The sequence below is a fragment of the Kribbella sp. NPDC051586 genome, assembly GCF_044453965.1.
Classification (GTDB): Bacteria; Actinomycetota; Actinomycetes; order Propionibacteriales; family Kribbellaceae; genus Kribbella.
Map to the genome: position 1 here is coordinate 342,573 of NZ_JBITDF010000006.1, position 23,973 is coordinate 366,545.

General features: G+C 69.9%; 24 protein-coding genes. 11 read left to right on the forward strand and 13 right to left on the reverse strand.

Annotated elements, in window-relative coordinates; translation table 11 throughout:
• The first annotated feature begins 2 nt into the window (after window positions 1-2).
• A complete protein-coding gene (locus tag ACIA58_RS39620; protein WP_396409016.1) occupies window positions 3-893 on the forward strand; it encodes an NUDIX hydrolase in 891 nt (296 codons plus the stop codon).
• On the opposite strand, the gene ACIA58_RS39625 is transcribed toward ACIA58_RS39620, so the two are convergent.
• Window positions 883-1,698: a phosphotransferase gene (locus ACIA58_RS39625; RefSeq protein ID WP_396409017.1), complete on the reverse strand. Its 816-nt coding sequence runs from the start codon at window positions 1,696-1,698 to the stop codon at window positions 883-885. The two genes, ACIA58_RS39620 and ACIA58_RS39625, sit on opposite strands and share 11 nt — an antisense overlap.
• Window positions 1,699-1,794: 96 nt before the next feature.
• Here ACIA58_RS39625 and ACIA58_RS39630 point away from each other — a divergent pair, with 96 nt between their 5' ends.
• Together ACIA58_RS39630 and ACIA58_RS39635 are read left to right on the forward strand one after the other, a co-directional pair.
• Window positions 1,795-2,691 (forward strand): alpha/beta hydrolase, encoded by an 897-nt coding sequence (locus ACIA58_RS39630; protein WP_396409018.1) that lies wholly within the window; start codon window positions 1,795-1,797, stop codon window positions 2,689-2,691.
• Window positions 2,692-2,720: 29 nt separating this feature from the next.
• Window positions 2,721-3,662 (forward strand): sigma-70 family RNA polymerase sigma factor, encoded by a 942-nt coding sequence (locus tag ACIA58_RS39635; protein ID WP_396409019.1) that lies wholly within the window; start codon window positions 2,721-2,723, stop codon window positions 3,660-3,662.
• Here the strand turns inward: ACIA58_RS39635 and ACIA58_RS39640 are convergent.
• On the reverse strand, window positions 3,643-5,058 hold the full coding sequence (locus ACIA58_RS39640; protein WP_396409020.1) for an MFS transporter: 1,416 nt from the start codon (window positions 5,056-5,058) through the stop codon (window positions 3,643-3,645). The genes ACIA58_RS39635 and ACIA58_RS39640 overlap by 20 nt on opposite strands.
• Before the next feature lie 24 nt (window positions 5,059-5,082).
• On the opposite strand from ACIA58_RS39640, the gene ACIA58_RS39645 reads away from it, so the two are divergent.
• Window positions 5,083-5,499, forward strand: coding sequence for a MerR family transcriptional regulator (locus ACIA58_RS39645; RefSeq protein ID WP_396409021.1), 417 nt, complete (start codon window positions 5,083-5,085; stop codon window positions 5,497-5,499).
• Here the strand turns inward: ACIA58_RS39645 and ACIA58_RS39650 are convergent.
• Together ACIA58_RS39650 and ACIA58_RS39655 are read right to left on the reverse strand one after the other, a co-directional pair.
• Window positions 5,475-6,701, reverse strand: a complete 1,227-nt coding sequence (locus tag ACIA58_RS39650; protein ID WP_396409022.1) for an RNA polymerase sigma factor — start codon at window positions 6,699-6,701, stop codon at window positions 5,475-5,477. The genes ACIA58_RS39645 and ACIA58_RS39650 overlap by 25 nt on opposite strands.
• 66 nt (window positions 6,702-6,767) lie before the next feature.
• Window positions 6,768-7,139, reverse strand: coding sequence for a YciI family protein (locus tag ACIA58_RS39655; RefSeq protein ID WP_396409023.1), 372 nt, complete (start codon window positions 7,137-7,139; stop codon window positions 6,768-6,770).
• A 114-nt stretch (window positions 7,140-7,253) separates the two neighbouring features.
• Between ACIA58_RS39655 and ACIA58_RS39660 the strand changes: the two genes are divergently transcribed.
• Window positions 7,254-8,702 (forward strand): flavin-containing monooxygenase, encoded by a 1,449-nt coding sequence (locus ACIA58_RS39660; RefSeq protein WP_396409024.1) that lies wholly within the window; start codon window positions 7,254-7,256, stop codon window positions 8,700-8,702.
• Between the two features lie 5 nt (window positions 8,703-8,707).
• On the opposite strand, the gene ACIA58_RS39665 is transcribed toward ACIA58_RS39660, so the two are convergent.
• A complete protein-coding gene (locus tag ACIA58_RS39665) occupies window positions 8,708-9,847 on the reverse strand; it encodes a citrate/2-methylcitrate synthase (RefSeq protein WP_396409025.1) in 1,140 nt (379 codons plus the stop codon).
• Between the two features lie 74 nt (window positions 9,848-9,921).
• Between ACIA58_RS39665 and ACIA58_RS39670 the strand changes: the two genes are divergently transcribed.
• A complete protein-coding gene (locus ACIA58_RS39670; RefSeq protein WP_396409026.1) occupies window positions 9,922-11,097 on the forward strand; it encodes a citrate synthase in 1,176 nt (391 codons plus the stop codon).
• Here the strand turns inward: ACIA58_RS39670 and ACIA58_RS39675 are convergent, their stop codons facing one another.
• The 3 genes from ACIA58_RS39675 to ACIA58_RS39685 form a co-directional block, all read right to left on the reverse strand.
• Complete coding sequence (locus tag ACIA58_RS39675) at window positions 11,098-12,480, reverse strand: hypothetical protein (protein ID WP_396409027.1); 1,383 nt, start codon at window positions 12,478-12,480, stop codon at window positions 11,098-11,100. It abuts the gene before it with no gap.
• A gap of 45 nt (window positions 12,481-12,525) precedes the next feature.
• Window positions 12,526-13,407 carry a MurR/RpiR family transcriptional regulator gene (locus tag ACIA58_RS39680; RefSeq protein ID WP_396409028.1) on the reverse strand — a complete coding sequence of 294 codons (882 nt, stop codon included), beginning with the start codon at window positions 13,405-13,407 and terminating at the stop codon, window positions 12,526-12,528.
• 77 nt (window positions 13,408-13,484) lie between these two features.
• Window positions 13,485-14,492 (reverse strand): hypothetical protein, encoded by a 1,008-nt coding sequence (locus ACIA58_RS39685; protein ID WP_396409029.1) that lies wholly within the window; start codon window positions 14,490-14,492, stop codon window positions 13,485-13,487.
• 100 nt (window positions 14,493-14,592) lie between these two features.
• Between ACIA58_RS39685 and ACIA58_RS39690 the strand changes: the two genes are divergently transcribed.
• Window positions 14,593-15,039: a MarR family winged helix-turn-helix transcriptional regulator gene (locus ACIA58_RS39690; protein WP_396409030.1), complete on the forward strand. Its 447-nt coding sequence runs from the start codon at window positions 14,593-14,595 to the stop codon at window positions 15,037-15,039.
• A gap of 16 nt (window positions 15,040-15,055) precedes the next feature.
• On the opposite strand, the gene ACIA58_RS39695 is transcribed toward ACIA58_RS39690, so the two are convergent.
• From ACIA58_RS39695 to ACIA58_RS39710, 4 genes are all read right to left on the reverse strand, one after another.
• On the reverse strand, window positions 15,056-16,012 hold the full coding sequence (locus tag ACIA58_RS39695) for a tetratricopeptide repeat protein (RefSeq protein ID WP_396409031.1): 957 nt from the start codon (window positions 16,010-16,012) through the stop codon (window positions 15,056-15,058).
• Window positions 16,013-16,061: 49 nt separating this feature from the next.
• Window positions 16,062-17,921, reverse strand: a complete 1,860-nt coding sequence (locus ACIA58_RS39700; protein ID WP_396409032.1) for an NAD-binding protein — start codon at window positions 17,919-17,921, stop codon at window positions 16,062-16,064.
• Window positions 17,842-19,515: a methylmalonyl-CoA mutase gene (locus tag ACIA58_RS39705; protein ID WP_396409033.1), complete on the reverse strand. Its 1,674-nt coding sequence runs from the start codon at window positions 19,513-19,515 to the stop codon at window positions 17,842-17,844. The genes ACIA58_RS39700 and ACIA58_RS39705 overlap by 80 nt, the downstream gene beginning before the upstream one ends.
• A 91-nt stretch (window positions 19,516-19,606) precedes the next feature.
• Window positions 19,607-20,107, reverse strand: a complete 501-nt coding sequence (locus ACIA58_RS39710) for a MarR family winged helix-turn-helix transcriptional regulator (protein ID WP_396409034.1) — start codon at window positions 20,105-20,107, stop codon at window positions 19,607-19,609.
• Window positions 20,108-20,139: 32 nt separating this feature from the next.
• On the opposite strand from ACIA58_RS39710, the gene ACIA58_RS39715 reads away from it, so the two are divergent.
• The 4 genes from ACIA58_RS39715 (at window position 20,140) to ACIA58_RS39730 (ending at window position 23,128) form a co-directional block, all read left to right on the forward strand.
• The gene (locus ACIA58_RS39715; protein ID WP_396409035.1) at window positions 20,140-20,586 is read left to right on the forward strand and encodes a DUF4231 domain-containing protein; all 447 of its coding nucleotides are present in this window, start codon (window positions 20,140-20,142) and stop codon (window positions 20,584-20,586) included.
• 31 nt (window positions 20,587-20,617) lie between these two features.
• The gene (locus tag ACIA58_RS39720; protein ID WP_396409036.1) at window positions 20,618-21,340 is read left to right on the forward strand and encodes a maleylpyruvate isomerase family mycothiol-dependent enzyme; all 723 of its coding nucleotides are present in this window, start codon (window positions 20,618-20,620) and stop codon (window positions 21,338-21,340) included.
• Window positions 21,341-21,428: 88 nt separating this feature from the next.
• Window positions 21,429-21,776 carry a YciI family protein gene (locus ACIA58_RS39725; RefSeq protein WP_396409037.1) on the forward strand — a complete coding sequence of 116 codons (348 nt, stop codon included), beginning with the start codon at window positions 21,429-21,431 and terminating at the stop codon, window positions 21,774-21,776.
• A 32-nt stretch (window positions 21,777-21,808) separates the two neighbouring features.
• Entirely contained in the window at window positions 21,809-23,128 is a 1,320-nt protein-coding gene (locus ACIA58_RS39730) for an RNA polymerase sigma factor (protein WP_396409038.1), read from the forward strand.
• Window positions 23,129-23,229: 101 nt separating this feature from the next.
• Here the strand turns inward: ACIA58_RS39730 and ACIA58_RS39735 are convergent, their stop codons facing one another.
• Window positions 23,230-23,952: a PH domain-containing protein gene (locus ACIA58_RS39735; RefSeq protein ID WP_396409039.1), complete on the reverse strand. Its 723-nt coding sequence runs from the start codon at window positions 23,950-23,952 to the stop codon at window positions 23,230-23,232.
• Window positions 23,953-23,973 lie beyond the last annotated feature (21 nt).

The following is a 23,973-nucleotide window of genomic DNA, read 5'->3' on the forward strand; positions in this document are numbered from 1 at the left end:
GGGTGACCGAACCCCTGTCAGATGGTGAGCTGACGCTGCGACCTTCGCAGCCGAACGGGCAGGTGACGACGTTCACCGTCGAGCACAGCGGCCCAGGCATCACCGGCGACACCATGGGCACGGTCGAGGTGCGCCGGATCACGCCGGGAGTCGCTCTGGTCGTTTGGTCGCTCGAAGGCGGCCCTGGAGTGGCGGAGCAGGCTGTGCGGCTGGTGACGGAGTATGCGTTCGGTGAGCTCGGGTTCGAACGGCTTCAGGTCGAGGTGGACCCGGAGCTGCACTCGTCCGCCCGGATCGCGATCCGCTCCGGTTTCCGGCGCGAAGGCGTACTGCGCGGCGCCGCGCTGGTGGAGGGCGAGCGCCGGGACGTCGCCGTCTACGGCATGCGCATCGACGATCCGCGCCCGAACACCGTGACCGGCTGGACAGCCTTGATGGACTCCACGCTGCCCAAGAAGCGGGTGATCGCCCACGTCGTCGTACGAGACACGGGTGGCCGCGTGCTGCTGTGTCAGGTCAGCTACAAGAAGGACCTGGAGCTGCCCGGTGGCGTGGTCGAGCCGGACGAGGACCCGGCGACCGGTGCGTCCCGGGAGATGCAGGAAGAGATCGGTACGGCGCTGCCGCTGCTCGGCGTACTGGCCATCGACTGGCTGCCGCGCTGGGAGGGCTGGGGCGACGCCGTCGAGATCCTGTACGACGGCGGCGTCCACGACCCGTCGCTGATCGACGAACTGCAGCCGGACGGGTTCGAGATCCGCGGCCTGTCGTGGCACGCGCCCGAGGAGCTGGAGGGCCTGGTCTCGCCGCTCAACGCCCGGCGCCTCCCGATGCTGCTGGCCGCGCCGGATCAGCTCCACAACCTGCGCGCCGGCGTACCGATCACCTCGTGAGCTGGTTGACACACCAGGCGTAGTGACCGTCGCCGGCGTTCTCGTCGTAGATGGTCGCGGTGATGATCGCGTACGCGTGCCGGTACAGCCGCATCCGCTCGCGGTCGTGCCCGAGCCCCTCGAACCGATCCAGCAGCAGGTTGTCGAGCCGTCGCGCGTCCGGCCCGTACATGTCGAAGAACCCGGCCGCCAGGGACGCTTCGAAGGTGTTGTCGCCGGCGGTGGACAAGAAGCCCCAGTCCAGCACCGCCGCCACCCGCTCCCCCTCCATCAGCACGTTCGGCGGGCAAACATCCCCGTGCACCACGCTCAACTCGTCAGCTTGAAGTCCCCTGAGCCCGCCCAGCACCGTCTCCAGCAGCCCAGGGAAATCAGGCACGTCGCGCTCGAGATGGACCTTCGAGACCCCAGCCCGGCGCCGTACCAAATCAGCCAGACTCCGGCCCCAGGACTCACCCCAGAACGGCTGATTGACGACCGGCAGCGCCCGGCTCGCCGGCCCGGGCCGCGCGCCACGCAGCGCCTCGACCACGAACACGAAGGCGTCCAGCGCCTGCGACTCCGGCAGGCCCGCCTCGTGCAGCGGCACCCCGGTCAGCTTGTCCTCCACGCTGACCGCCATCCCGTTCGCGCCGGCGCCGATCTCCCGGATCCGCGGCGTCCGGAACGGCAGCTCCGGCAACTCGTCGAGGAACGCCTGCAGCGGCCGCACCTCCTCCGGCCGCCGATCGAACCAGACCTTTCGAACGGTCCCGTCCCCGGCGTCGTAGACCGCGCCTTCCATTCCCTGGCCGATGAGCTCCACCGGCCCGACCTTAACGGATAGCAGCGAAGCACCGATTCCTTTTCCTGACCTCCCCGGTCAATACCGATGTCAGACCAGGCAAAGGAAGGAACCACCATGGCCAGCAAGGAGTCGGAGGCGGTACGGCGACATTGGGCCGCCGCGAGGGTCTCCGCCGAACAGGACACCCACGACGCGGATCAGGAGCTGAGCGACCACCGCTGGGCCGAGCTCACCACCGAGCCCGCCGACGTCGACTACCTCTCGGTCGACGGTCGCGCGGCGCTCTGGATCGTCCCGCACGGCGCCGTCGCGGACCGGGTGCTGCTGTGCTTCCACGGCGGCGGCTACGTCGGCGGATCCCGCTATTCACATCGCAAGCTCTTCGCCCACCTCGCCCGGGCCGTCGGCGCCCGGGCGCTCGTTTTCGACTACCCGATGGCGCCGGAGCACATCCATCCGGCCCAGCTCGACGATGCGGTCGACACCTACCGCTGGCTGCTGGACCAGGGCATCGCCCCCGAGCACATCCTGTTCACCGGCGACTCGGTGGGAGGCGGGATGGCCGTCACCACCCAGCTCCGCGCCCGCTCGATCGGCCTGCCGCTCCCCGCCGGCGCGATGCCGTTCTCGCCGGCGGTCGACTTCGAGGCGACCGGCGCGTCGTACGACGCCAATCGGGACAGCGACGCGTTCTTCCACCGGGACCTGGTCCGCGGGCTCGCGTGGATCTTCCTGGGCCCCGACGGCTCACCACGCGACCCGTTCGTGAACCCGCTGAACGGCGATCTCACCGGGCTCGGACCGATCTACATCCAGGTCGGCGGCGACGAAGTACTGCTGGACGACGCGAACACGCTGGCCGCGGCGGCGGAGAAGGCCGGGGTCGACGTGCGGCTGGACGTGTTCCCGCAGATGCAGCACACGTTCCAGATGGCGGCCGGCCGCGCGCCGGAGGCCGACGATGCCATCCAGCGGATGGCACGCTGGGCACGGCCGGTGCTCGGCCTATGACGACGGAGTCTGTGACGACGAGGAGCGAAGTGAGCGATTTCGGCAGCGACACCGAGCCGTTCCGCAAGGAGTTGCTGGCGCATTGCTACCGGATGCTCGCGTCCGTGCACGAGGCCGAGGACGCCGTACAGGAGACGTACCTGCGGGCGTGGCGCTCGTGGTCGGCGTTCGAAGGACGCTCGTCGGTGCGGGTCTGGCTGTACCGGATCGCGACCAACGTGTGCCTCACCGCGCGCGAGCAACGCGGCCGCCGCGCGCTGCCGTCCGGGCTGGGCGCGCCGGCTACGGACCTGTCGCCCGGGACACCGCCCGACGACCCGAGCGTGCGCTTCATCGAGCCGATCGAGGACTCGATGGTGCTCGAGGGGTCAGCCGATCCAGCCACGATCGTCGCCACCCGGGAGAGCCTGCGGCTCGCGCTCATCGCGGCACTGCAGTACCTGCCGGCGAAGCAGCGCGCGGTGCTGATCCTGCGTGAGGTGCTCGCGTTCCCGGCGGCCGAGGTCGCGACCATGCTCGACACGTCCGTCGCAGCGGTGAAGAGCACGCTGCAACGCGCCCGCGCCCGCCTCGACGAGAACCCGGCCGACGCGGCTGTCGAGCCGGACGACCCCCAGGCGCAGGCCCTCCTCGCGGACTACGTCAGCGGCTTCGAGAACGCGGACCTGGCTGCCCTCGAGCGGGCGTTGCGCGCGGACGCGGCGATCGAGATGGTCGGTACGACCGCCTGGTTCAACGGCCGGGTGATGTGTCTGCAACTGCTCGCCTCCGCGCTGGGCGCGCCGGGCGACTGGCGGATGCTCCCGATCGTCGCGAACGGTCAGCCCGCGGTCGGCGCCTATTTCAAGGGCGAGGCGTACGGCATCGCCGTACTCACGCCGACAGCCACCGGACTCACCCACATCCACGTCTTCAGCACACCCAGCCTGGTCACGCACTTCGGTCTGCCGCTCACACCGCCCGCGCCGTAAGCAGCGCCCAGCGGCTCGTGCTGACCAACGCCAGGGCGAGTACGACGAGCCCCATCCCGACGATCGGCCACCACACGAGGTGCGCGGCGTGGACGAACGCCTGCGGATCGGTCGTCGCCTTGGCGCCGACGATCGATCCGGCGATCGCGACGCCGAGCGACGTACCGGTCTGCCGGCCGACCGACGCGAGCGACGCCGCGAGACCGGTCATCGACGCGGGCATCCCGGAGACCGCCGAGTTCGCGATCGGCGGGTTGATGGTGCCGAGGAAGACGCCGAAGAACAGGAAGATCGCGAGGATCACCGGGAGCGGGGTGGCGATGCCGATCGTCATCGATGTGGCCGCTCCGAGGGTCAGCGCCGTACTCGCGACCACCAGCGGCAGGCGTGGGCCGCGTGAGCCGACCACACGGCCGGTGAGCGGCGACAGAACGCAGATCAGCAGACCGACGGGCAACAGCGACAGCCCGGCATCGAGGGCGGACAGGTCCCGCACGCTCTGCAGGTACAGGGTCGTGACGAAGAGGAACACGCCGAAGCCGGTGTAGGCGAACATCGCGATCAGTACGGCGGAGCTGAACGGAATGCTGCGGAACAGGCGAAGCTCGAGCAGCGGCTCCTCGCGACGGCGTTCGTACGCGATCAGCGCGACAGCCGAGACAGCCGCGATCACGAGCAGTCCGACGATCAGCGGCGTACCCCAGCCGTGCTTCTCGGACTCGATGATCGCCGACACGACACCGCCGAGCACCAGTACGACGAGGAGCTGGCCGACCGGATCGAAGCGGCGACCGTGCGCCGCGCGCGACTCCGGGACGAACAGGCTGGTGGAGACCACCGCGAGGACGACGATCGGCAGGTTGACCCAGAAGATCGACCGCCAGCCGAGGCCGTCGACGAGCGCGCCGCCGAGGATCGGACCGAGGACCAGCGACAGGCCGGCGGTCGCGCCGAAGATCCCGATCGCCCGCGCCCGCTCGGCCCGGTCGGGGAACACGGTCACCACGATCGCCATCGCGACCGGGTTCAGCATCGTGCCGCCGACGGCCTGCACGGCCCGCGCGGCGATCAGCCAGCCGATGCCGGGCGCCAGGCTGCACAGCAGCGAACCGATCCCGAACACGATCAGTCCGAGGCGGAACATCCGCCGGCGGCCGAACCGGTCGGCGGTCGATCCGGACAGCAACAGGAAGCTCGCGAGCACGAGCGTGTAGGCGTCGACGGTCCACTGCAGCCCGGCCGTCGAGGCGCCGAGATCGTCACGGATCGCCGGCAGCGCGACATTGACGATCGAGATGTCCATCACCGAGATCAGCAGACTCGCGCAGCAGATCACGAGGACGGCGTACCGGCGGGCACTGGTCAGACCAGTGTCCTCGAGCGTTGGAAGGGTCATACCAACCACGGTAGGATTTAGAGCGTGCTCGAAGTCAACGAACGCGGGATCAGCATCGCCGAGGCCGCCGAACGCACCGGCGTCAGCGTCCACACACTGCGGTACTACGAACGCGCGGGCCTGGTCGTCACCACCGTCGACCGCACCGCCGGCGGGCGTCGTCGCTACCGCCAGATCGACCTGGACTGGATCAGGATCTGCACCAAGTTCCGCGCCACCGGGATGCCGATCCGCACCATCCGCCGGTACGCCGAGCTCGTCATCGCCGGGCGTGGCAACGAGAAGGATCGCCTCGAGCTACTCGAGGTGCACCGCTCCGACGTGCTCACCCAGCTGGCCGAGCTGCAGGAGAGCCTGGAGCTCATCGACCACAAGATCGACGTGTACCGGGGCCGGATGGAAGCCGGCGACGCCGATCAGCTCTGGGCCCCGCGCGACTGAAGCCTGGCCGTCAGGAAGCGACGTTCGGTCTCGTTGGCGGTGAGGGCGATCGCCTGTCGATAGGCCTCGCCCGCTTCCTCCGCGCGACCGAGGCGGGTGAGCACGTCGGCCCGGGTCGCGGGCAGATAGGCGTACGTCGCCAGCGCGGGCTCCTTGCTCAAGGCATCCAACTCGTCGAGGACCGCGGCCAGGTCCGCCTGCGGGACGAGGCTGTGGGCGGCGGCCCGGTTGAGCGCGACGATGGGCGTCGGCCAGCTGACCATCATCGCGTCGTACATCCGGACCACCTGGGCCCAGTTCGTCCTCGACCACGACGGCGCGGTCACGTGCAGCCCTGCAACCGCCGCCTGCAACGCGAACCGCCCGTGGCCGCGCTCCAGCGCGGCTGTCGCACGCGAGACTCCCTCCGCAAGCATCTGCGCGTCCCACCGCGATCGATCCTGATCCGCGAGCAGCACCAGCTCGCCGTCCGCGCTCACTCGCGCGTCACCCCGCGCCTCGGTCATCAGCAGCAGACCGAGCAACGCCTGCGGTTCCGGCTCGTCCGGCATCAGCCGCTCGAGCATCCGCGCCAGCCCCACCGCGCGACCGGTGAGATCGGTCCGAGTCAGCTCGGACCCGGCCGCCACATGCCCTGCCGTGTACACCAGATGTACGACGGTGAGCACCACCTCCAGCCGCGCCGGCAACTCGTGATCCGCCGGGATCCGGTACGGAATGCCCGCCGCCGCGATCTTCTTCTTCGCCCGGGTGATCCGCGCCGCCGCCGTCGACTCGCTGATCAACAGGACCGCCGCGACCTCGCGGGTCGTCAATCCACAGATCAGCCTGAGCGTCAGCGCGACCTGCGACTCCCGCGCGAGCGCCGGGTGGCAGCAGGTGAACACCAGCCGCAGCGGATCCGTCGGCTGTTCGACCTCGCCGGGCTCCTCGACCAGCAGCGGGAGCTTCCGCCACAGGTTCGTCTCCCGGCGCAGGCGATCCAGCGCCAGCCGGCGCGCGACCGTCGTCAGCCAGCCGCCCGGATTCGCCGGGATGCCGTCCGGCCAGGTCCGCAACGCCCGCACGAACGCGTCCTGCGTACAGTCCTCGGCCAGGTCGAGGTCCCGCGTCAGCCGCACGACCGACGCGAGCACCGTGGACCAGCTCTCGCGATGCGCCCGGTCGACGACCCGGGTCACCTCGACGGCTTCGGTCACCATCTCTCCTCCGGCCGGGAGCGGGGTACGCCGACGGGACGGATCGCCGGCGTACCCGTCCCGGGCATGTCAGGCCGGCGGCTGGGCGTCCGACGAGGTGTTCATCACCGGGCGGACCTCGACGTTGCCGGACGGGCAGATCTTGGCCAGCTCCAGCGCCTGGTCGAGGTCGCGGGCGTCGACGATGTAGTAGCCGCCGAGCGCTTCCTTGGTCTCGATGAAGGGACCGTCGGTGACCAGCGGCTCGGCGCCCTCGCGCTGCTTGACCGTGCTCGCCGTGCTGGACCGCTCGAGGGCCTCCCCGCCGAGGATCCGCGCCCCGGCCTTCTCCACCGCTTCGGCGAACGCCCCGTGCAGCTTCATCGTCTGCTGCCAGTCGTCAGGCGTGACGTTGTCGTACCACTCTTCGCTGTCGTACAGCAGGAACATGTACTGCGCCATCTCGGGCTCTCCCTCGGGTAGGGCTTGTACTGAACATCTTGCTGACGATCGCCGCCACACGGAATCGACAACACCGGGGAAGAATCTTCCTTACTGTTGAGTACTGTGGCTGCCGTGAGCTCAGTGGAGCACCTGGACGTCCTGATCGTCGGCGCGGGCCTGTCCGGCATCGGCGCGGCGTACCGCGTCCAGACGCGCTGCCCGGACCGGACGTACGCCGTTCTCGAGGGGCGTGACGCGCTCGGCGGCACGTGGGACCTGTTCCGGTATCCGGGGGTCCGGTCGGACTCGGACATGTTCACGCTCGGGTTCCCGTTCCACCCGTGGAAGGCGGCGAAGGCGATCGCGGACGGGCCGTCGATCCTCGACTACCTGCACGAGACGGCGTCGGCGTACGGCATCGACAAGCACATCCGCTTCGGTCAGCACGTCGTGCGCGCCTCGTGGTCGTCGCCGGACGCGCTGTGGACGGTGGAGACCGCGGCCGGCGCGTCGTACACCTGCTCGTTCTTGTACGTGTGCAGCGGGTACTACGACTACGACTCGGGGTATGTGGTCGACTTCGACGGGCAGAGCTCGTTCGAGGGCCGGATCGTCCATCCGCAGCACTGGCCCGCCGACCTGGACTACACCGGGCAGCGAGTGGTCGTCATCGGCAGCGGCGCGACCGCGGTGACGCTCGTGCCCGCCATGGCCGGTACGGCGGAACACGTGACGATGCTGCAGCGTACGCCGAGCTACGTCGCCTCTCGTCCCGCCCGCGACGCGTTCTCCGACCGCCTCCGCGCCGTACTGCCCGAGAACCTCGCGCATCGGTTGATCCGTGGGAAGAACGTTGCTGTCAGCAGTGCGCTCTACAGTGCCTTCCGCAAGTGGCCGGTGCACGCGGCGTGGCTGCTGAACGCCGGTGTGGCCCGGGAGCTGCCGAAATCGATCCCGGTCGACCCGCACTTCACCCCGCAGTACAAGCCGTGGGACCAGCGGCTGTGTCTGGTGCCGGATGCCGATCTGTTCAAGGCGCTGCGGGACGGGTCGGCCTCGGTGGTGACGGATGAGATCGTCCGGTTCACTCCGGGCGGTCTGCTGCTCCGCTCGGGCCTGGAGCTGGAGGCCGATCTGGTGGTCACCGCGACCGGCCTCCGTATGGTTGCGCTCGGCAACATCCAGGTGACGGTCGACGGGCGGTCCGTCGAGCCGCACGACACGTTCGTCTACAAGGGCATGATGCTCAGCGGCGTACCGAACCTCGCCTGGTGCATCGGGTACACCAACAACTCCTGGACGCTGCGTTCCGACCTGACGTCGCAGTACGTCTGCCGGCTCCTCAACCACCTGACCGCCACTGGCACACGGATCTGCGTCCCGGAGGTCGATCCGGCCGAGTACGACGCCCCGCCGCGGCCCGTCGTCGATCTGACCTCCGGCTACATCCGCCGCGCCGCCGCCATCCTGCCCCGCCAAGGCACCCAGGGCCCCTGGCGGCTGCGCCAGAACTACCCGCGCGACCTGGTGTCCCTCCGGTTCAGGGCGCTCGACGACGGCGTCATGCAGTTCGTCCAGTAGTTCGACTAGGAGATGGGCGCCGGCGGCTGCGGGCCGACGTACGTCGCGATCGGGCGGATGATCTTCGGGTCCTCGGACTGTTCGAGGATGTTGGCGGACCAGCCGATGATGCGGCTGACGGCGAAGGTCGGCGTGAACATCGCGCGCGGGATGCCGCAGAGCTCCATCACCACGCCGGCGTAGAACTCGACGTTCGCGTAGAGGTTGCGGCCCGGCTTCAGTTCGGCGAGGACGTCGACGATGCGCTGCTCGACGGTGGTGGCGAAGTCGACCAGGTCGCCGCCGATGCCGCGGGCGATGTCGCGGAGCATCAGCGAGCGCGGGTCCTCGGTGCGGTAGACCGCGTGGCCGAAGCCCATGATCCGGTCGCCGGCGGACACCTTCGCGCGGACCCAGGCGTCGATCCGATCCGGCGTACCGATCTCGTCGAGGCTGGCGAGCGCACGGTCCGGGGCGCCTCCGTGCAGCGGGCCGGAGAACGCGCCGATCGCTCCGGCGACGGCCGAGACGACGTCGGCGCCGGTCGAGGCGATCACGCGCGCGGTGAACGTAGAAGCGTTGAAGCCGTGGTCCACGGTCGAGACGAGGTAGTGCTCGACCGCGGTCGTGTGGACCGCTGTCGGCTCGGTGCCGGTGACCAGGTAGAGCCAGTTCGCCGCGGCCGACAGGTCGGCGCGGGGTTCGAGCGGCTGCTGACCTTCGCGGAGGCGGTAGAGGGCCGCGAGGATGGTCGGGGTCACGGCGCAGACCAGCATCGCGTCGGCCTTGCGGCGGGCCGCGTCGGCGTCCCACAGCGGCGGGAGGCCACGGACGGCCGCCAGGAGCGACAAGGCGGTGCGGAGGCCGGCGAGCGGGTTGAACTTTGCCCCGGCGGTTGCGATCGCGGGCAGTACCGCGCTGACCTCGTCGGGCAGGGCGCGCAGCGGCGCCAGCTCGGCGATGAACCGGTCGCGCTCGGCGTCGGTCGGCAGGCGGCCCTCGAACATCAGGTACCAGACGTCTTCGAGCGTCTTGGACTTGGCGAGATCGATCGCCGAGTACTGGCGGTAGTGGTAGAACCCCTCGTCACCACGGACGTCGCCGAGGGTCGTCTCGGTGACGACGACGTTGCGCAGACCGGGCGGAACAGTGATCGTTGTGGACATATCCTCAGGGTTGACACGCAATCAACTATTGTCAATATTGATCCAGTCAATGTGAGCGGCTCGAGGAGCGGGGAATGACGGCCGAAGGTGACGAGAATTACCTGACCACCGCAGAGGTCGCACGCCGGCTGCGGGTGAAGCCGGAGACGATCTACGCCTACGTCAGCCGCGGCCTGCTCACCAGCGTCCGGGCCCGCGGCCGCCGCGGCAGCCTGTTCTCCCCCACCGAGGTCGACCGCCTCGCCAGCCGCTCGGTGGACCACTCCGGCGTGGTGGAGCGCATCGAGTCGGAGCTGACCCTCCTCCAGAACGACGAGCTCTACTACAGAGGCCACTCAGCCCGCGAACTCGCCACCAGTTGGACACTCGAGCAGGTAGCCGACCTCCTCTGGACCGCCCAACCCCCCGCCCGCTCCACCCCGAACACTGCCGGGGCGGTGTTCGGGGTGGAGCGGGAGGGGGTGCAGCTTGCTCAGGCTGCGATGGGGGTGGTGCCGGAGGGGGCTCGGTTGACGGATCGGTTACGGGTGGCGGTGGCGGTGCTGGGGGCTGCTGATCCGTTGCGGTTCGACCTGTCTGCGCAATCGGTGACTGCCGCAGCTGGGCGGCTGATCGGGACCTTGGTGACCGCGCTGCCCGGCGATATGGGCTCCGGCACGCTCGGCGCGCGCCTGTGGCCGAAGCTGTCCGGCGAAGCGCCTCGCGCCGAGGTGCTCGATGCCGCGCTGATCCTGCTGGCCGACCACGGGCTCGCCGTCTCGACGGTCGCCGCCCGGGTCGCGGCCAGCGCACGCGCCAACCTGTACGCCGTGATCTCCGCCGGCCTCGGCGCCCTCGACGGCCAGTACCACGGCGCCGCACCGACCCTCGCCTACGAGTTCCTCCGCCGAGCACAGCAGGACCCGCTCAAGGCCCTGTCGGACCAGCTACGGACAGGCGAACCGATCCCCGGCTTCGGGCACCGGATCTACCAGCACCGCGACCCACGCGCCGAAGTACTCCTCGGCCTGCTCGGCGACCACCCGATCGTCGGCACGATCGCCGCGGTCGCCGAGCGCACCCCGACGTTCCCGAACAGCGACCTGGCCATCGCCGCGATCATGCACGCGTACGACTTCCGTCCCGACGCCGGCGACGCGCTCTTCGCGATCGCCCGGATGATCGGCTGGACCGCGCACGCCCTCGAGGAGTACGCGGCCCCGGCCCTCCGCTTCCGCGCGATGGGCGTCTACACCGGTCAGACCACCTGACTACTTCGCGCCGAGCTTGATCAACGTCGCCGCACCCGGTGCCAGCTCCAGCGGGATCGGACCGACCCGCCGCGCGGCGTACGCCTGCTTCGCCGGCTGGAAGATTCCGACCGACCCGACCGTCTGCTCGTTCACCGAAACCACGGTCGGGGCCAGCGTCGAGTGCGAGCGGTTGGCCACCAGCACCCAGCGATCCTTGACGGCTGCGTCCCGCGACCGGAACGTGCCGAGCACCACCGGACTCCGCGAGACGTCGGTCACGAACTCGGTCGGCGTGAACCCCACTGCTCCGTTCGGGAGCGGGGTCTCGTTCGCGTGGACGACGGACTCCGACACGAGCGGCTTCAGCTCGCGCCCGACCTGATGCAGCCAGGTCGTGTTGATCTTCTTCGCGGCGGCGTAGCGGGGAGTGCGTTGCCCGTCGACCGTGATCAGCGCCGGACCGAACCCTTCACCCCGAGCAGCCTCGGGCGTCCAGTAGGTGAAGTACTGGATCCCCTTCGCGCCGTACGCGAGGCTGATGTTGACCTGCCAGAGCAGCTCGGCCGCGGTCGGCTCGCGATGGTTGTTGTAGGCAAGCGTCTGGATGTAGGTCCACGCCGGGATGTCGCCGTGCAGCGCCGCGTCGCGGACGATCGCCCAGTTGTGGAAGTAGTTCTCGTCCTCGCGCCCCTCCGACAGCAGCGGGTACCGGTCGAAGGAGATCAGCGACGGCTGCACCACGTCGACGAAGTTGCGATAGTACGTCGCGTCGTCGGACGGCAGCAGGTTGATGTACGGCAGCAACTGCGGGGCGAGCTCACGCGAGATCGCGAGCGCCTTCGCCAGCGTCGCGAACCAGCCCGCGCCGGGTTCGTCGTAGAAGTTGAAGCCGGCCAGCGAGGAGTACGGTCCGTACGCGTCGCGGGCCCGGACGTAGAGCGCGCTCGCCTCGGCCGGCGTCACGCTGAGGAAGTCGGTGGGGGTGTCGGAGATCGAGAACCAGCGCGACATGTTGCGGATCTGGATGTCGTCCGAGATCAGCATCTTCAGCCCGGCGTCGCGGGCCAGCCCGAGCTGGTACTGGAAGATGTTGCCGTCGCCGGCGTAGTTGCCGGAGACAATGAAGTCGAAGCCGGCGGTCCTGATCTCCGCGAACCGTTCAGTCGTACTCGCGTACGGATGCGGCGGCCAGAACAACCCGATCGGGAAGTCGGGGCCACCGGTCAACGGCAGCGTGTCCGGCGACGGCACCGCGGCAGTCGCCGGCCCGGCAGCACCGGCCGCGGCGGCGCTCGCGGTGGTGGTGGTTGCGACACCTGCCGCAGCGGTCAGGGCGGTGGCGCCGGCGCCGAGAAGCAGGCTGCGGCGGCTCGGGCCGAGGATCTCGTGCGGACTCTGCATGGTTCTCCTTCGTAAGGCGGTCGAACGGAGCTTGCGGCAGACTTTTCAGGACCGTTGGCGGTGATCCGCGACGGCGTCGGCGGTCGCGTCGAAGGCCTGCTCGGCGAGGGGGTAGTCGCGCTGGGCGACACCGAGGTACAGCGCGTCCAGGACGATCATCTGGGCGTGCCGTCCGGACAGTCCTCCGGTCCGGAACGTGACATCGCGCGCCGCTGTGACCAGCACGATGTCCGCGGCCCGCGCCAGCGGCGACCGCGGATAGTTGGTGATGGCAACAGTCGTCGCCCCTTGCCGGCCGGCCCGGGACACCGGTTCGAGGACTTCGATCGTCTCGCCGCTGTGCGAGATCCCGATCGCGACATCACCCGTCCCGAGCAGGGCCGAGCTGGCCAGCGCGGTGTGTACGTCGCTCCAGGTACTCGCGGCGCGCCCGATCCGGTGCAGCCGCAGCCGCAGGTCCTCGGCCACCGACGCCGATCCCGCCACGGCGTACAGATCGATCCGCCGCGCGTCCGAGATCGCCTGCACCGCCCGCCCGAGGGCGTTGACGTCGAGCGAAGCGACAGTGTCCTCGAGCGCCCGCGTGTCGGCGCGCAGCAACGTCCGGAGTACGTCGTCGAGCGAGTCGTCCGGACCGACCTCCGACCCGGTCCCGCGCTCCCAGCTGAGACTGGTCCGGCCACTCTCGGCCGCCAGGGTGAGCCGCAGCTCGGCGTACCCCGACAATCCGAGCGCGAGGCAGAACCGGGTGACGCTCGGCAGCGACGTACCGCACCGGGCCGCCAGCTGGCCGATCGTCGAGCCGGCAACCGCCGCCGGATCCCGCAGTACCTCGGCGGCGATCCGGGCCTGCGCCGGGCTCAACGCCGGCAGCAGGCCGTGGATCCGCGCCTCGAGACTCGGCGGCGGCGATGCGACAGCACTCATGTGAAGAATTCTCAGAGCATCTCAGCACCAATTACAAGAATTCACACTGTCCGATTCCGGCCAGGTCCGTCAGCCCCTCACCCCTGCCGCATCCGCCGGACAGTGAACTGGTCGGACCAGCCGCCCGCGATCAGCACGTCGATCCGCCCGCTCAGCACATACGTCCCGGACGGCGTGACGGCGGCCGTCGTCGGACCGGAGACCGGCCACGGCTCGACCGACCGCACCTGGGCGGTCCGGTAGTTGTCGCGACTGCTCAGCACAGTCGCTCGCTCGACGCCGGCCGCACCGAGCTTGTTGGTGATCGCGATCAGCCGCCCGTCCCGCGCGAGCGCCAGACCGTCGCCGCCGACCAGTGCACTGGTCAGACCAACCTCGGTCATCTCACCCCGGCGAGTGATCCGGAACAGCTTGCCGACGTCGTACCGAACCGTCAGCAGGTAGCCGGCCGGGTCCCAGACGATGCCGTTGGCACCGATCGTGTCGCTGCGCAGCCGCTCGTCCCGGACCAGGACCGACGCCGTGCCGGCCGGCGTGATCCGGTAGATCGCGTCCGCCGCCGGGTCGGTGACGTAGGCGTTGCCCACGGCATCGATCGCGAGATCGTTCACGCCGTGACGACCGCCGGCCGGATTCAGCCGCGGGGTGTTCAGGTCGACCCTGCGCTCGAGCCGGCCGGTGCGCAGGTTGTAGATCGCGACGCCGGACTGCTTGTAGAGCGTGGCATCCGACGTCCGCTCGCCGTTGCCGATGTCGGCGTACGTGACGAGCACACGATTGCGGACGGCATCGACATGCAGCCCGAACGTCGACACCCCCGGCGCGACGCCGAACGGGTGCGGCACGCCGTCCCGGCCGACGACGGAGATCCGGCCGGTGGCCAGCGAACCGATCAGGAACGCCTGCCGGGTCGGGTCCCAGGCGATCCCCTCCGGGTACCGATCGGCTGTCCGCCCGTCGATCTGCACGGGTAGTGCCTTGGATGCGGTGCCGGCAGGACCGGCAGCCGCAGCAGCGGTGACGGACAGGGTGGCCGACGGTGTCACCAACGCGAGCAGCGCCGCGGCCAGCACACGAAACTTCATGGAGAACCCCTCCTCTGAATGGATACGAGCACAGAGACTAATCAGAGGTCTGATGATCGTCAATGCATATATCATCGCCGCCGTTCGTAGGATGGTCCGTATGCGGATGTCCTTCGACGAACGGCTCGGCAGTCACTTCAAGCGGGTCGAGCAGGAGCTGCAGGCGGCGAAGTCGGCCGCCGTGAAGCCGGCCGGGCTCACGGTTCCGCAGTACGCCGCCCTGTTCGTGCTGGACGAGCAGCCGGGGATCTCGGCCGCCGAGCTCGCCCGCCGCTGCGCCGTCACGCCGCAGACGATGACGACGATCCTGCGCAACCTGGAGGCCGGCGGCCTGATCGAGCGCACGCCGCATCCGCTGCACAAGCACGTGATCGAGACCCGCCCGACGCACGCCGGGCGCAAGGCACTCGATCAGGCCGACAAGCGGGCCACCGGCGTCGAGCGCCGGCTGGCCGCGGCCTTCACCGAGGAGGAGGCGGAGACCCTCCGCACCCTCCTCGCCAGGGTCTCCGAGACCTTGACCTCGGACCCGATCCTGAAGGGATAGAACAGGCTGGAACGGGCTAGAACAGCGCCGACATCAGGCGGCGGCGAGCCTTCATCACCCGCTCGTCGTCCGCGCCGACCACCTCGAACAGCTCCAGCAGGTGCAGCCGGACGGTGTTCCGCTCGTCGCCCGAGGTCGCCTGGACCGTGCTGATCAGGCGGGCGAAGGCGTCGTCGACATGTCCGCCCATCAGATCGACATCGGCGACCAGCAGCTGCGCCTCGACGTCGGTCGGGTTGTCGGCGGCACGCGTCCGGACGTCGTCCGGCACGTCCTGGGTCCGCTTGACCAGCTGCACCCGGGCCAGTCCGGACTTCGCCTCGGCGTCGCCCGGCGTCTCCTTGAGCAGCTCCTCGTACGCCGCGATCGCGCCGTCCAGGTCACCCGCTCCGACCGCGTTCTCGGCCTTCTCGTACCGCGGGTTCGGCGGCGGCTCTTCGTCCGACTCGGCGTCCGGGGCGGCCGGGCCGACCGGCTCCGCGCGACCGGTGATGCCGTTCGCGACCGCGACCGTCAGCAACTGGTCGAGGTACTGCCGGACCTCGGGCTCGCCGAGGACGCCCTGGAACAACGGGACCGGCTGACCGCGCAGGATCGCGATCACCACTGGCACCGCCTGGACGCCGAACGCCTGCGCGACCTGTGGGTTCGCGTCGACGTCGATCCGGGCCAGCAGGAACTTCCCGGCGTACTCGGTCGAGAGCTGGGCCAGGACCGCACCGAGGGCGTTGGAGCCCTGCGAGCGCGGCGACCACAGCTCGACCACGACGGGCGCCTGCAGGGAGCGCTCGATCACATCGGTCTGGAAGTTCGCCTCGGTCACGTTCAGCACATACGCGCCGCCCGCAGCACCAGCCGGCGCACCGGCACCTGGACCGCCGGCAGCACCCGGCGCACCGGGCGCGGCTCCGGCCGGCTTGCGCAGGCCCGACAGGTCGATCGCCCCGGGACGGGAGAAGTTGGACTGGCTCACCACTGTCCTCGCATTCCGTGCCCACTACCTACGTTCACAGGTCCATCCTCTACGACGGGGCCGAACTCTGCTGCCCCCGGGTCGCCATCAACAGCCGGGCCAGGCCGCTCCGGGTGCCCGCGACCGCGATCCGGTCCCCCACCCGGAGCTCCCGCTCGGACGCCGGAGTCCGCCCGGACGGGGGCGTCCGGTCGCCCGGCCGGGGCTCGGGGCCGGAGGTCGGACTCCAGTCCCAGGACTGGCCGGCGTCCTGCCGTGCGAGCACCCGCAGTCCGCCGGCCTCGTCCAGCTCGCCGAGCCGTCGCCCGACCGCGATCGAGCCGAGCTCGACCGTGACCTCGGTCAGCAGCAGAACACGCCGACCGGCGGGGACCGTCACCTGGCTGCGCCGGTTCGCCACCGCGGCGGCGACCGCCGGCGCGACCAGCATCGACACCGACCGGCTGTGGCCGAGGCCGAGCCGGCGCTCGACCCGTTGCGCCAGGTCGTGGTCGAACATCCGCATCGTGATCCAGGCGTCCGGGTTCAGGTCCCGGGCCATGATGGCCGACTCCAGATTGGTGATGTCCCCGTCGGTGATCGCAAGCACCGACTGACACCGCTGTACGCCGGCCGACCGCAGCGTCTCCTCGTTGCTGCTGTCCCCGACCACCACCGGGATCCGCAGCCGGTGCGCCGTCTGTACGCCGGGGGCCTCGTCGTCCTGGTCGACCCCGACCACCGCGACTCCCCGCTCGGTGAGGATCTCCAGCACCCGCGAACCGACCGTACCGAGGCCGCACACCACCACGTGATTGCGCGGCCGGCCCCGGACACCGCCGATGATCCGCGACAGCCGCGCGCCGATCAGCGAGTCGACCACGACCGCCGTCAGCAGCGCCATCAGCACGATCCCGGTCAGCTGGACCAGGACCGCGCTGACCTTCACCCACGGCTGGGCGTCGTTGAACTTGTCGTCGTCGATCCCCGCGGACGTCACCACACCGGCCGCGAGGTACAACGCCCGCCACCACTCGATCCCGCCGAAGAAGTGGATGATCCCCGTACCGGCCACGATCAGGAACGCCATCACCGCGGCGATCTTGCGGACCCGGCTGTCGAGGATGTCGCGCAGGGCCATGAACCAGCCGGCCGGACGGACGTCGTGACTGCGCCAGACCGTCCGTACGCCGGTACCGAGCACGATGTCGCCCTCGGGATCCGAGCTGGACAACGGCAGCAGGTCGGGCGTGGCGGACGAGCTCGTGTCCGCGAGCACTGTGAGGTGCGGCTCCCGGATCAGGTCGGCCTGACCGGCCACCAGCCGACGACCGCCGAGGTCCAGCCAGGTCAGCTCGTCGTCCTCCAGAGCGTCCGAGACGAACGCGGGAGCCGCCAGCGACGGCCCGTTGATCACCACACAGTCGCCGAGCAGACTGTTCATCTGCTTGCCCAGCCGCGGGTTCACCATCTGCACGATGATCCGCAGCTCCGGATCCATGTCGCGCGCGGTCAGCGCGGTATGCACATTGTGAACGTCGTTGGTGTCCAGCAGAACCAGCGCACGCGCCGTGGACGGCGCCCCGTCGTCGGCAGCGTCGACCCCGGCCCGCCGCAGCAGCGACTCGCTGATCACCCGCGCGCCCATCACGGTCGCGCCCAGCTCACTGATCCGGTCGAAGTGCCGCGAGTCAGGGTTGACGATCGCGGTCACCCGGTCGCCCGAGCTCACCAGCTCGGTGACGACCCGCAGCATCGTGCGGTCCGAGCCGCAGACCACCACCGGCCGCCCGTCCGGCGGACCGGCCGCGCCACTGATCGCGGCGGCCCGCTCGGGCGGTGGCGGCTCCTCAGAACCGGGCGGGCTCTCGGTACTCTCCCCACTGTTCCCGAAGAACGTGACAGATTTCCCCCATCGTGGCCTCCGCACGCACTGCCTCCAGCATGGGCTCGATCAGGTTGCCAGTGCCGCTGGCCGCCTCCACCAGAGCCGTCAGCGTACGCCGTACCCGGTCCTCGTCACGCTGGGTCTTGCGTTCCGCCAGCACCCGGCACTGCTCGATCTCGACCTCGTGCGAGACCCGGAGGATCTCCAGGTCGCCGGACACGGTGTCGGTGAGCGTGTTGACGCCGACGATCTTCTTCTCGCCCTTCTCGAGCTTCTGCTGGTACTCGAACGCGGCGTCGGCGATCTCGGCCATGAACCAGCCGTCCTCGATCCCGCGCAGGATGCCGCCGGTCATGGTCTCGTCCGGGCTCATCTCCTTGATCCGCGCGAAGATCTGCTCGGCCTCGGCCTCGATCGCGTCGGTGAGCGCCTCGACGTACCAGGAGCCGCCGAGCGGGTCGGCGACGTTGGTGACCCCGACCTCCTCCATCAGCACCGACTGCGTCCGCAGCGCGATCTCCGCCGACTCCGCGGTCGGCAGCGCCAGCGTCTCGTCGAGCGCGTTGGTGTGCAGCGAGTTCGTCCCGCCGAGCACCGCGGCGAGCGCCTCGACGGCGGTCCGCACGACGTTGTTGACCGGCTGCTGCGCCGTCAGGGACACGCCCGCGGTCTGGGTGTGGAAACGCAGCGAGAGAGCCTTGTCGGTCTTCGCGCCGTACACGTCGCGCAGCCAGCGGGCCCAGATCCGGCGGGCCGCGCGGAACTTCGCGATCTCCTCGAAGAAGTCCAGGTGGCTGTCGAAGAAGAACGACAGGCCCGGCGCGAACACGTCGACATCGAGGCCGCGCGACAGCCCGAGCTCGACGTACCCGAACCCGTCGGCGAGCGTGTACGCGAGCTCCTGCGCGGCCGTCGAGCCGGCCTCGCGGATGTGGTACCCGGACACGCTGAGCGGCTTGTACGCCGGGATCGTGGTCGCGCAGTACTCCATCAGGTCGCCGATCAGGCGCAGATGCGGCTCCGGGGGGAACAGCCACTCCTTCTGCGCGATGTACTCCTTGAAGATGTCGGTCTGCAGCGTCCCGTTGAGCTTGGTGATGTCCGCGCCCTGCCGCTCGGCGGAGACCAGGTACATGCAGAAGGCCGGCACGGCGGGGCCGGAGATCGTCATCGACGTGGTGACGTCCTGCAGTGGGATGTCCTTGAACAGCCGGTCCATGTCGGCGGCGGAGTCGATCGCGACGCCGCAGTGGCCGACCTCGCCGAGCGACTTCGGGTCGTCGGAGTCGCGGCCCATCAGCGTCGGCATGTCGAACGCGACCGACAGGCCGCCGCCACCGCCGTTCAGGATCATCCGGTACCGCTCGTTGGTCTGCTCGGCGTTGCCGAAGCCGGCGAACTGGCGGATCGTCCAGGTCCGGCCGCGATAGCCGGTCGGATACAGCCCGCGGGTGAACGGGAACTCACCCGGCCACCCGATCCGCTCCATCCGCGGGTCGTCGAACCCCTCGGGAGGCCCGTACACAGGCGCGACCTCGGTGCCGGAGAGCGTGGTGAAATCCGCCTCCCGCTTCCGCGCCGCGTCGTACCGCTGCTGCCACCGGCTCCGGCCGGCCGCAATCGATTCGGCATCCATCAGTCAGACCTCCTCGGGAACTGGTCCCAAAATACTAGGACGTCCAACTATTTCCAACCGCGGGGGGCCTGCGGGTCGAGCAGCTACGGGATCAGAAGTCGCCGGCGTTGTGGCGAAGGGGCTCGAGGACGGTCCAGAGCATCTTCAGCTGCTCATCGGTGAGCCCGGACACGGCGAAGTCGGCGGCGACCAAGTCGGCGGTGGCGCGCTCGACCAGTTCGCGACCCTCGGGGGTGATCTCGCACAGGACCGCGCGGCCGTCATCGGGGTGCGGCGTCCGCGTCACCAGCCCGGCCGCCTCCAGCCGGCGGACGATCGAGGTCACCGACGTCGGATGCACCTGCAGCCGCTCGCCCATCTTGCCCAGCGGCAACGAGCCGCGCCGCGAGAAAGTGAGCAGCACCAGCGCCTCGAACCGCGCGAACGTCAGCCCGTGCTTGCGGAGGATGTCGTCCAGCTCGTTGATCACGATCTGCTGCGCACGCATCAGCGACGTGACGGCACGCATCTGCTCGACCGCGCCCCACCGCCGCCCCCACTGCCGCGACGCCTCGTCGATCGGATCGAACGGCAACGCCCTCTTCCTCGCCATGGGCCGAAGATTAGCCCGACACTAGGCAGACCATGTCGAAACTCAGAGATTCGGACTTCCCCGCCCTCGGGACCGAGACCCCCGCCGAACAACTGATCAGCCTGCGGTTCCAGTGGTACAACCGGCAGGCCAACTGGGCCCGGACGGCCTATCGCGGCCTCGGGACCGTACAGCTGGTCGCTGCCCTGCTGATCGCGATCTCGGTCGCCTTCGACGTACCCAGGTGGCTGGCGCCGGCACTCGGCGGCGTGATCGCCCTGGCCGAAGGGATCCGGACGCTGTTCGGGTTCAAGGACTCGTATCCGACCTACCGCCGGACCGCCGAGGACCTGCGCAACGAGGCGTGGCTGTACGTCCAGCGGGCCGGGCAGTACGCGACCGCCGGCGACGCCGGGAAGCTGCTGACCCAGCGGGTGGTCGAGATCAGCCATTCGGAGACTTCGGACTGGGAGGAGGCGCTCAAGGCGCGGAGTGTATGAAACTGTCCACGGGGTCTGGGAAGGTGCGGGCATGAGATTTCTCGAGCACGTGCAGGCCGAGAGCGCGCGGCTGGTCGAGGTGGCGCGGACGGGGCTCGACGCGGCCGTGCCCAGCTGTCCGGGGTGGACGGTCGACGACGTCGTCCGCCATGTGGCGCAGGTCTACGTCCACAAGGTCGAGGTGCTGAAGCGCGGCGCCCTCCCGGACCCGTGGCCGCCGGACTTCTCCGACCTGGAAACCCTCCAGTGGTACGACGATGCGCGCACAGCCCTGATCGCCGCGCTCGAAGCGGCCGGGACCGAGACGCAGACGTGGACATTCAACCCGCGCGACTCGACCTCCGCCTTCTGGTTCCGGCGGATGGCGCACGAGAGCCTCGTCCATCGCATCGACGTCGAGCAGGCCCACGAGGTCATCACGCCGATCGACCCCGACCTGGCGCTCGACGGCATCGACGAGGTCCTGTACCCGAACGTCGGCGGCCCGTGGTGGGAAGAGGGCGACACCGAGTTCCCGATCGACGCGACGGTCCGCATCACCGCGGCAGGCCGGTCCTGGACGATCCGCGCCGACGCGACGGCCGTCGACGTACAGCAAGGCGCCGAGGGCGAGGCGGCCGCGGAGATCTTCGGTGATCCGGCGCCGATCTACCTCTGGCTGTGGGGCCGGTCCGGCGAGGACGCCATCCAGACCGTCGGCGATCCGACTGTGGTCCGCGCGTTCCGCGGCCGGATCTCGGAAGCCACGCAGTGAGGATGTCCTCTCCGATGTCCTCTGTGGGTCTGCCTGTTCGTTCCTTTGACGAGGGACCAGAGTGGTCCCAGCGAGAAGGAGGACTCCGATGGCGCAGTACCTTGCACTGACCTACACCGCGGACGTGGACTGGTGGGCGCCCGAGCAGGCCGAAGAGCTGGCCGAGTACCGCAGGTTCGGCGTCGAGTACGCCGGACAGGTCAAGGCGAGCGCCGTGCTGCACCCGACCGCGACGGCGACCGTCGTCCGGGTCGAGGGTGCGCGCGGCGGGCCGGTGATCACCACCGACGGCCCGTACGCCGAGACCAAGGAAGCACTGACCGGCTACTACCTGATCGAGGCCGAGGATCTCGAGGCGGCGGTGAAGATCGCGGCCGAGATCCCGGCGGCCTGGGGCGGCGCGGTCGAGGTCCGCCCGGTCATCGTCGCCAACTGAGTCGCTGGATGAGTCGCTGGATGAGTCGCTGAATGAGCCAGCGGTACGACGCCGTTGCCGACACGATCCGGATCGAGGGGACGCGGATCCTCGCCACCCTGATCCGGACCGTCGGCGACGTGCAGCTCGCGGAGGACGCCGTCCAGGAGGCCGCGCTGGCGGCGCTCGGGGCGTGGCCGGTCACCGGCGTACCGCCCGAGCCGCGTGCCTGGCTGACCGTGACCGCGCGCCGGAAGGCGATCGACATCATCCGCCGTGAGCAGTCCCGCACGGCCAAGGAGCGTGCCGGCGCCGACCTGATCGAGCTGTCGCGCCGCGAGCCCGACTCCGACGAGGTCGTCCACGACGACCTGCTGCGGCTGATCTTCACCTGCTGCCATCCGTCGCTCTCCCCGCCGACCCGCGTCGCACTCGCCCTGCGCACGCTCTGCGGGCTGTCGGCCGCGCAGATCGCCGGTGTGCTGCTGACCACCGAGGTCGCCACCACCAAGCGGCTCGTCCGCGCTCGCCAGAAGATCGCCGCCGCCCGCATCCCGTACCGGGTCCCGCCGCAGGACGAGCTCGCCGGCCGCCTGCCTGCGGTCTGTGCGGTCATCCACAGCCTCTACACCGCCGGCCACGCTCCCGCCGAGGGCGAGGCGGCGTACGACGTCGACCTGTGCGCGGAGGCGATCCGGCTGGCCGAGCTCCTGCATACGCTCCTGCCCGACCAACCGACGCCGACTGCGATCCTGGCGCTCCTGCTGCTGACCGAGGCCCGGCGCCCGGCGCGCGTGGATGAGTCCGGTGAGGTGGTGACGCTCGACCTGCAGAACCGTTCCCGCTGGGACCAGAGCCTGATCACCCGCGGGGTCGCGCTGCTCAACGACTCGCTGGAGCGCTCCGATCGGCAGGCGGACGCCTATCAACTCCAGGCTGCGATCGCGGCCGAGCACGCCCGCGTCCCGAGCTACGCCGCCACGGACTGGCGCGAGATCGTCCGCCTGTACGACCTGCTGGTCGAGGTCTCCCCCAGCCCCGCGGCCGAACTGGCCCGCGTCGTCGCCATCGCCGAGACCGGTGAGGTCGACGCCGCGCTCAAGCTGCTGGACGCCATCCCGCAAGGCTCGCGCCGGCACGCGATCCGCGGCGAACTCCTGGCCCGCAAGTCCCGCTACGCAGAAGCCGTCACCGAGCTGGACGAAGCCCTGGCGACCGCACCCGCAAGCCATCCCGAGCGAGCGCACCGGGAGCGCCGCCGCCAGCACTTCCTGCACCTCGCCAACTCGCCCCCGCCAGCCCGACAGCCCTCCGACCCGCCAGACCTGCCAGACCCGCCAACAGGACCGCCCGACCCACCGTGGACCATCTGAGGGGTTAACCCCTCAGCTTGAGGGTTGGCCCCTCGCCTGCAGGGGCGCAACCCACCAACTCAGGGGTCAACCCCTGAAATGGCCCCCGACACGCGGCGGGATCAGTCGTCGTCGGTCCAGTTGCCGCGTTCGCTGTTGAAGATCGACTTGGCGCCGGACGGCGGGGTGGGGCGCGCCTCGGGGGTGGTCTTCGTGGTGGTCGTCACCGGGGCGTAGGCGCCGCTGACCTCTTGCGCGGAGTCCATCCCGATCGGGCCGGTGCCGTCGTCGTCGGAGTCCTCGTCGCCCTGCAGTACGTCGACGCTCGCGGACGCCCGCAGACCGGTCCGCTGGATGACGCGCTGGATGGTCAGGTCGCGGTCGTCGGGCCGGCTGACCCATTTGATCTCACGGAAGCCCTGGTCCTGCGCGGCGGATTCGAAGACGAAGTGGCCGTAGCCCAGCATCCGGCCGATGATCGGCTTCTGCAGGGTGATGTCGAGAACCCGGGCGATCGGGGTGGTCGCGACGGTCTGGGAGAAGACGCCACGGATCCGCATGACTCGCATGTTGGTGACCACGAAACGGTCCCGATGGTGGGTGAGGAACTGCCAGAAGGCATGGGTCAGCAACACCAGCACGATCGCGAGCAGCACCGGCTGCCCACCGATCTCGGTGGCCGCCATCGTCAGCAGCAGGGCAGCCGCCAGCGCAACCTCGAGCATCGGCACCGAGTACACCACCCAGTGCTGCCGAACCTCGTCGATGACGACCTCGCCCTCGTCCGAGATCAGATGGCGCCGGACCTTCGGGTCGAAGATCCGGAACACGCCTATTCCGGCCATCCACTCACTCCCCTGGCGCGC

Bases quoted from the DNA above. Each gene is read 5' to 3' on its own strand.
- ACIA58_RS39665 (WP_396409025.1), bottom strand. From the start codon at position 9,847: ATGTCCACAACGATCACTGTTCCGCCCGGTCTGCGCAACGTCGTCGTC.
- ACIA58_RS39650 (WP_396409022.1), bottom strand. From the start codon at position 6,701: ATGGTGACCGAAGCCGTCGAGGTGACCCGGGTCGTCGACCGGGCGCAT.
- ACIA58_RS39720 (WP_396409036.1), top strand. From the start codon at position 20,618: ATGAGATTTCTCGAGCACGTGCAGGCCGAGAGCGCGCGGCTGGTCGAG.
- ACIA58_RS39725 (WP_396409037.1), top strand. From the start codon at position 21,429: ATGGCGCAGTACCTTGCACTGACCTACACCGCGGACGTGGACTGGTGG.
- ACIA58_RS39705 (WP_396409033.1), bottom strand. From the start codon at position 19,515: ATGGATGCCGAATCGATTGCGGCCGGCCGGAGCCGGTGGCAGCAGCGG.
- ACIA58_RS39670 (WP_396409026.1), top strand. From the start codon at position 9,922: ATGACGGCCGAAGGTGACGAGAATTACCTGACCACCGCAGAGGTCGCA.
- ACIA58_RS39715 (WP_396409035.1), top strand. From the start codon at position 20,140: ATGTCGAAACTCAGAGATTCGGACTTCCCCGCCCTCGGGACCGAGACC.
- ACIA58_RS39710 (WP_396409034.1), bottom strand. From the start codon at position 20,107: ATGGCGAGGAAGAGGGCGTTGCCGTTCGATCCGATCGACGAGGCGTCG.
- ACIA58_RS39630 (WP_396409018.1), top strand. From the start codon at position 1,795: ATGGCCAGCAAGGAGTCGGAGGCGGTACGGCGACATTGGGCCGCCGCG.
- ACIA58_RS39690 (WP_396409030.1), top strand. From the start codon at position 14,593: ATGCGGATGTCCTTCGACGAACGGCTCGGCAGTCACTTCAAGCGGGTC.
- ACIA58_RS39735 (WP_396409039.1), bottom strand. From the start codon at position 23,952: ATGGCCGGAATAGGCGTGTTCCGGATCTTCGACCCGAAGGTCCGGCGC.
- ACIA58_RS39730 (WP_396409038.1), top strand. From the start codon at position 21,809: ATGAGCCAGCGGTACGACGCCGTTGCCGACACGATCCGGATCGAGGGG.
- ACIA58_RS39675 (WP_396409027.1), bottom strand. From the start codon at position 12,480: ATGCAGAGTCCGCACGAGATCCTCGGCCCGAGCCGCCGCAGCCTGCTT.
- ACIA58_RS39640 (WP_396409020.1), bottom strand. From the start codon at position 5,058: ATGACCCTTCCAACGCTCGAGGACACTGGTCTGACCAGTGCCCGCCGG.
- ACIA58_RS39680 (WP_396409028.1), bottom strand. From the start codon at position 13,407: ATGAGTGCTGTCGCATCGCCGCCGCCGAGTCTCGAGGCGCGGATCCAC.
- ACIA58_RS39685 (WP_396409029.1), bottom strand. From the start codon at position 14,492: ATGAAGTTTCGTGTGCTGGCCGCGGCGCTGCTCGCGTTGGTGACACCG.
- ACIA58_RS39655 (WP_396409023.1), bottom strand. From the start codon at position 7,139: ATGGCGCAGTACATGTTCCTGCTGTACGACAGCGAAGAGTGGTACGAC.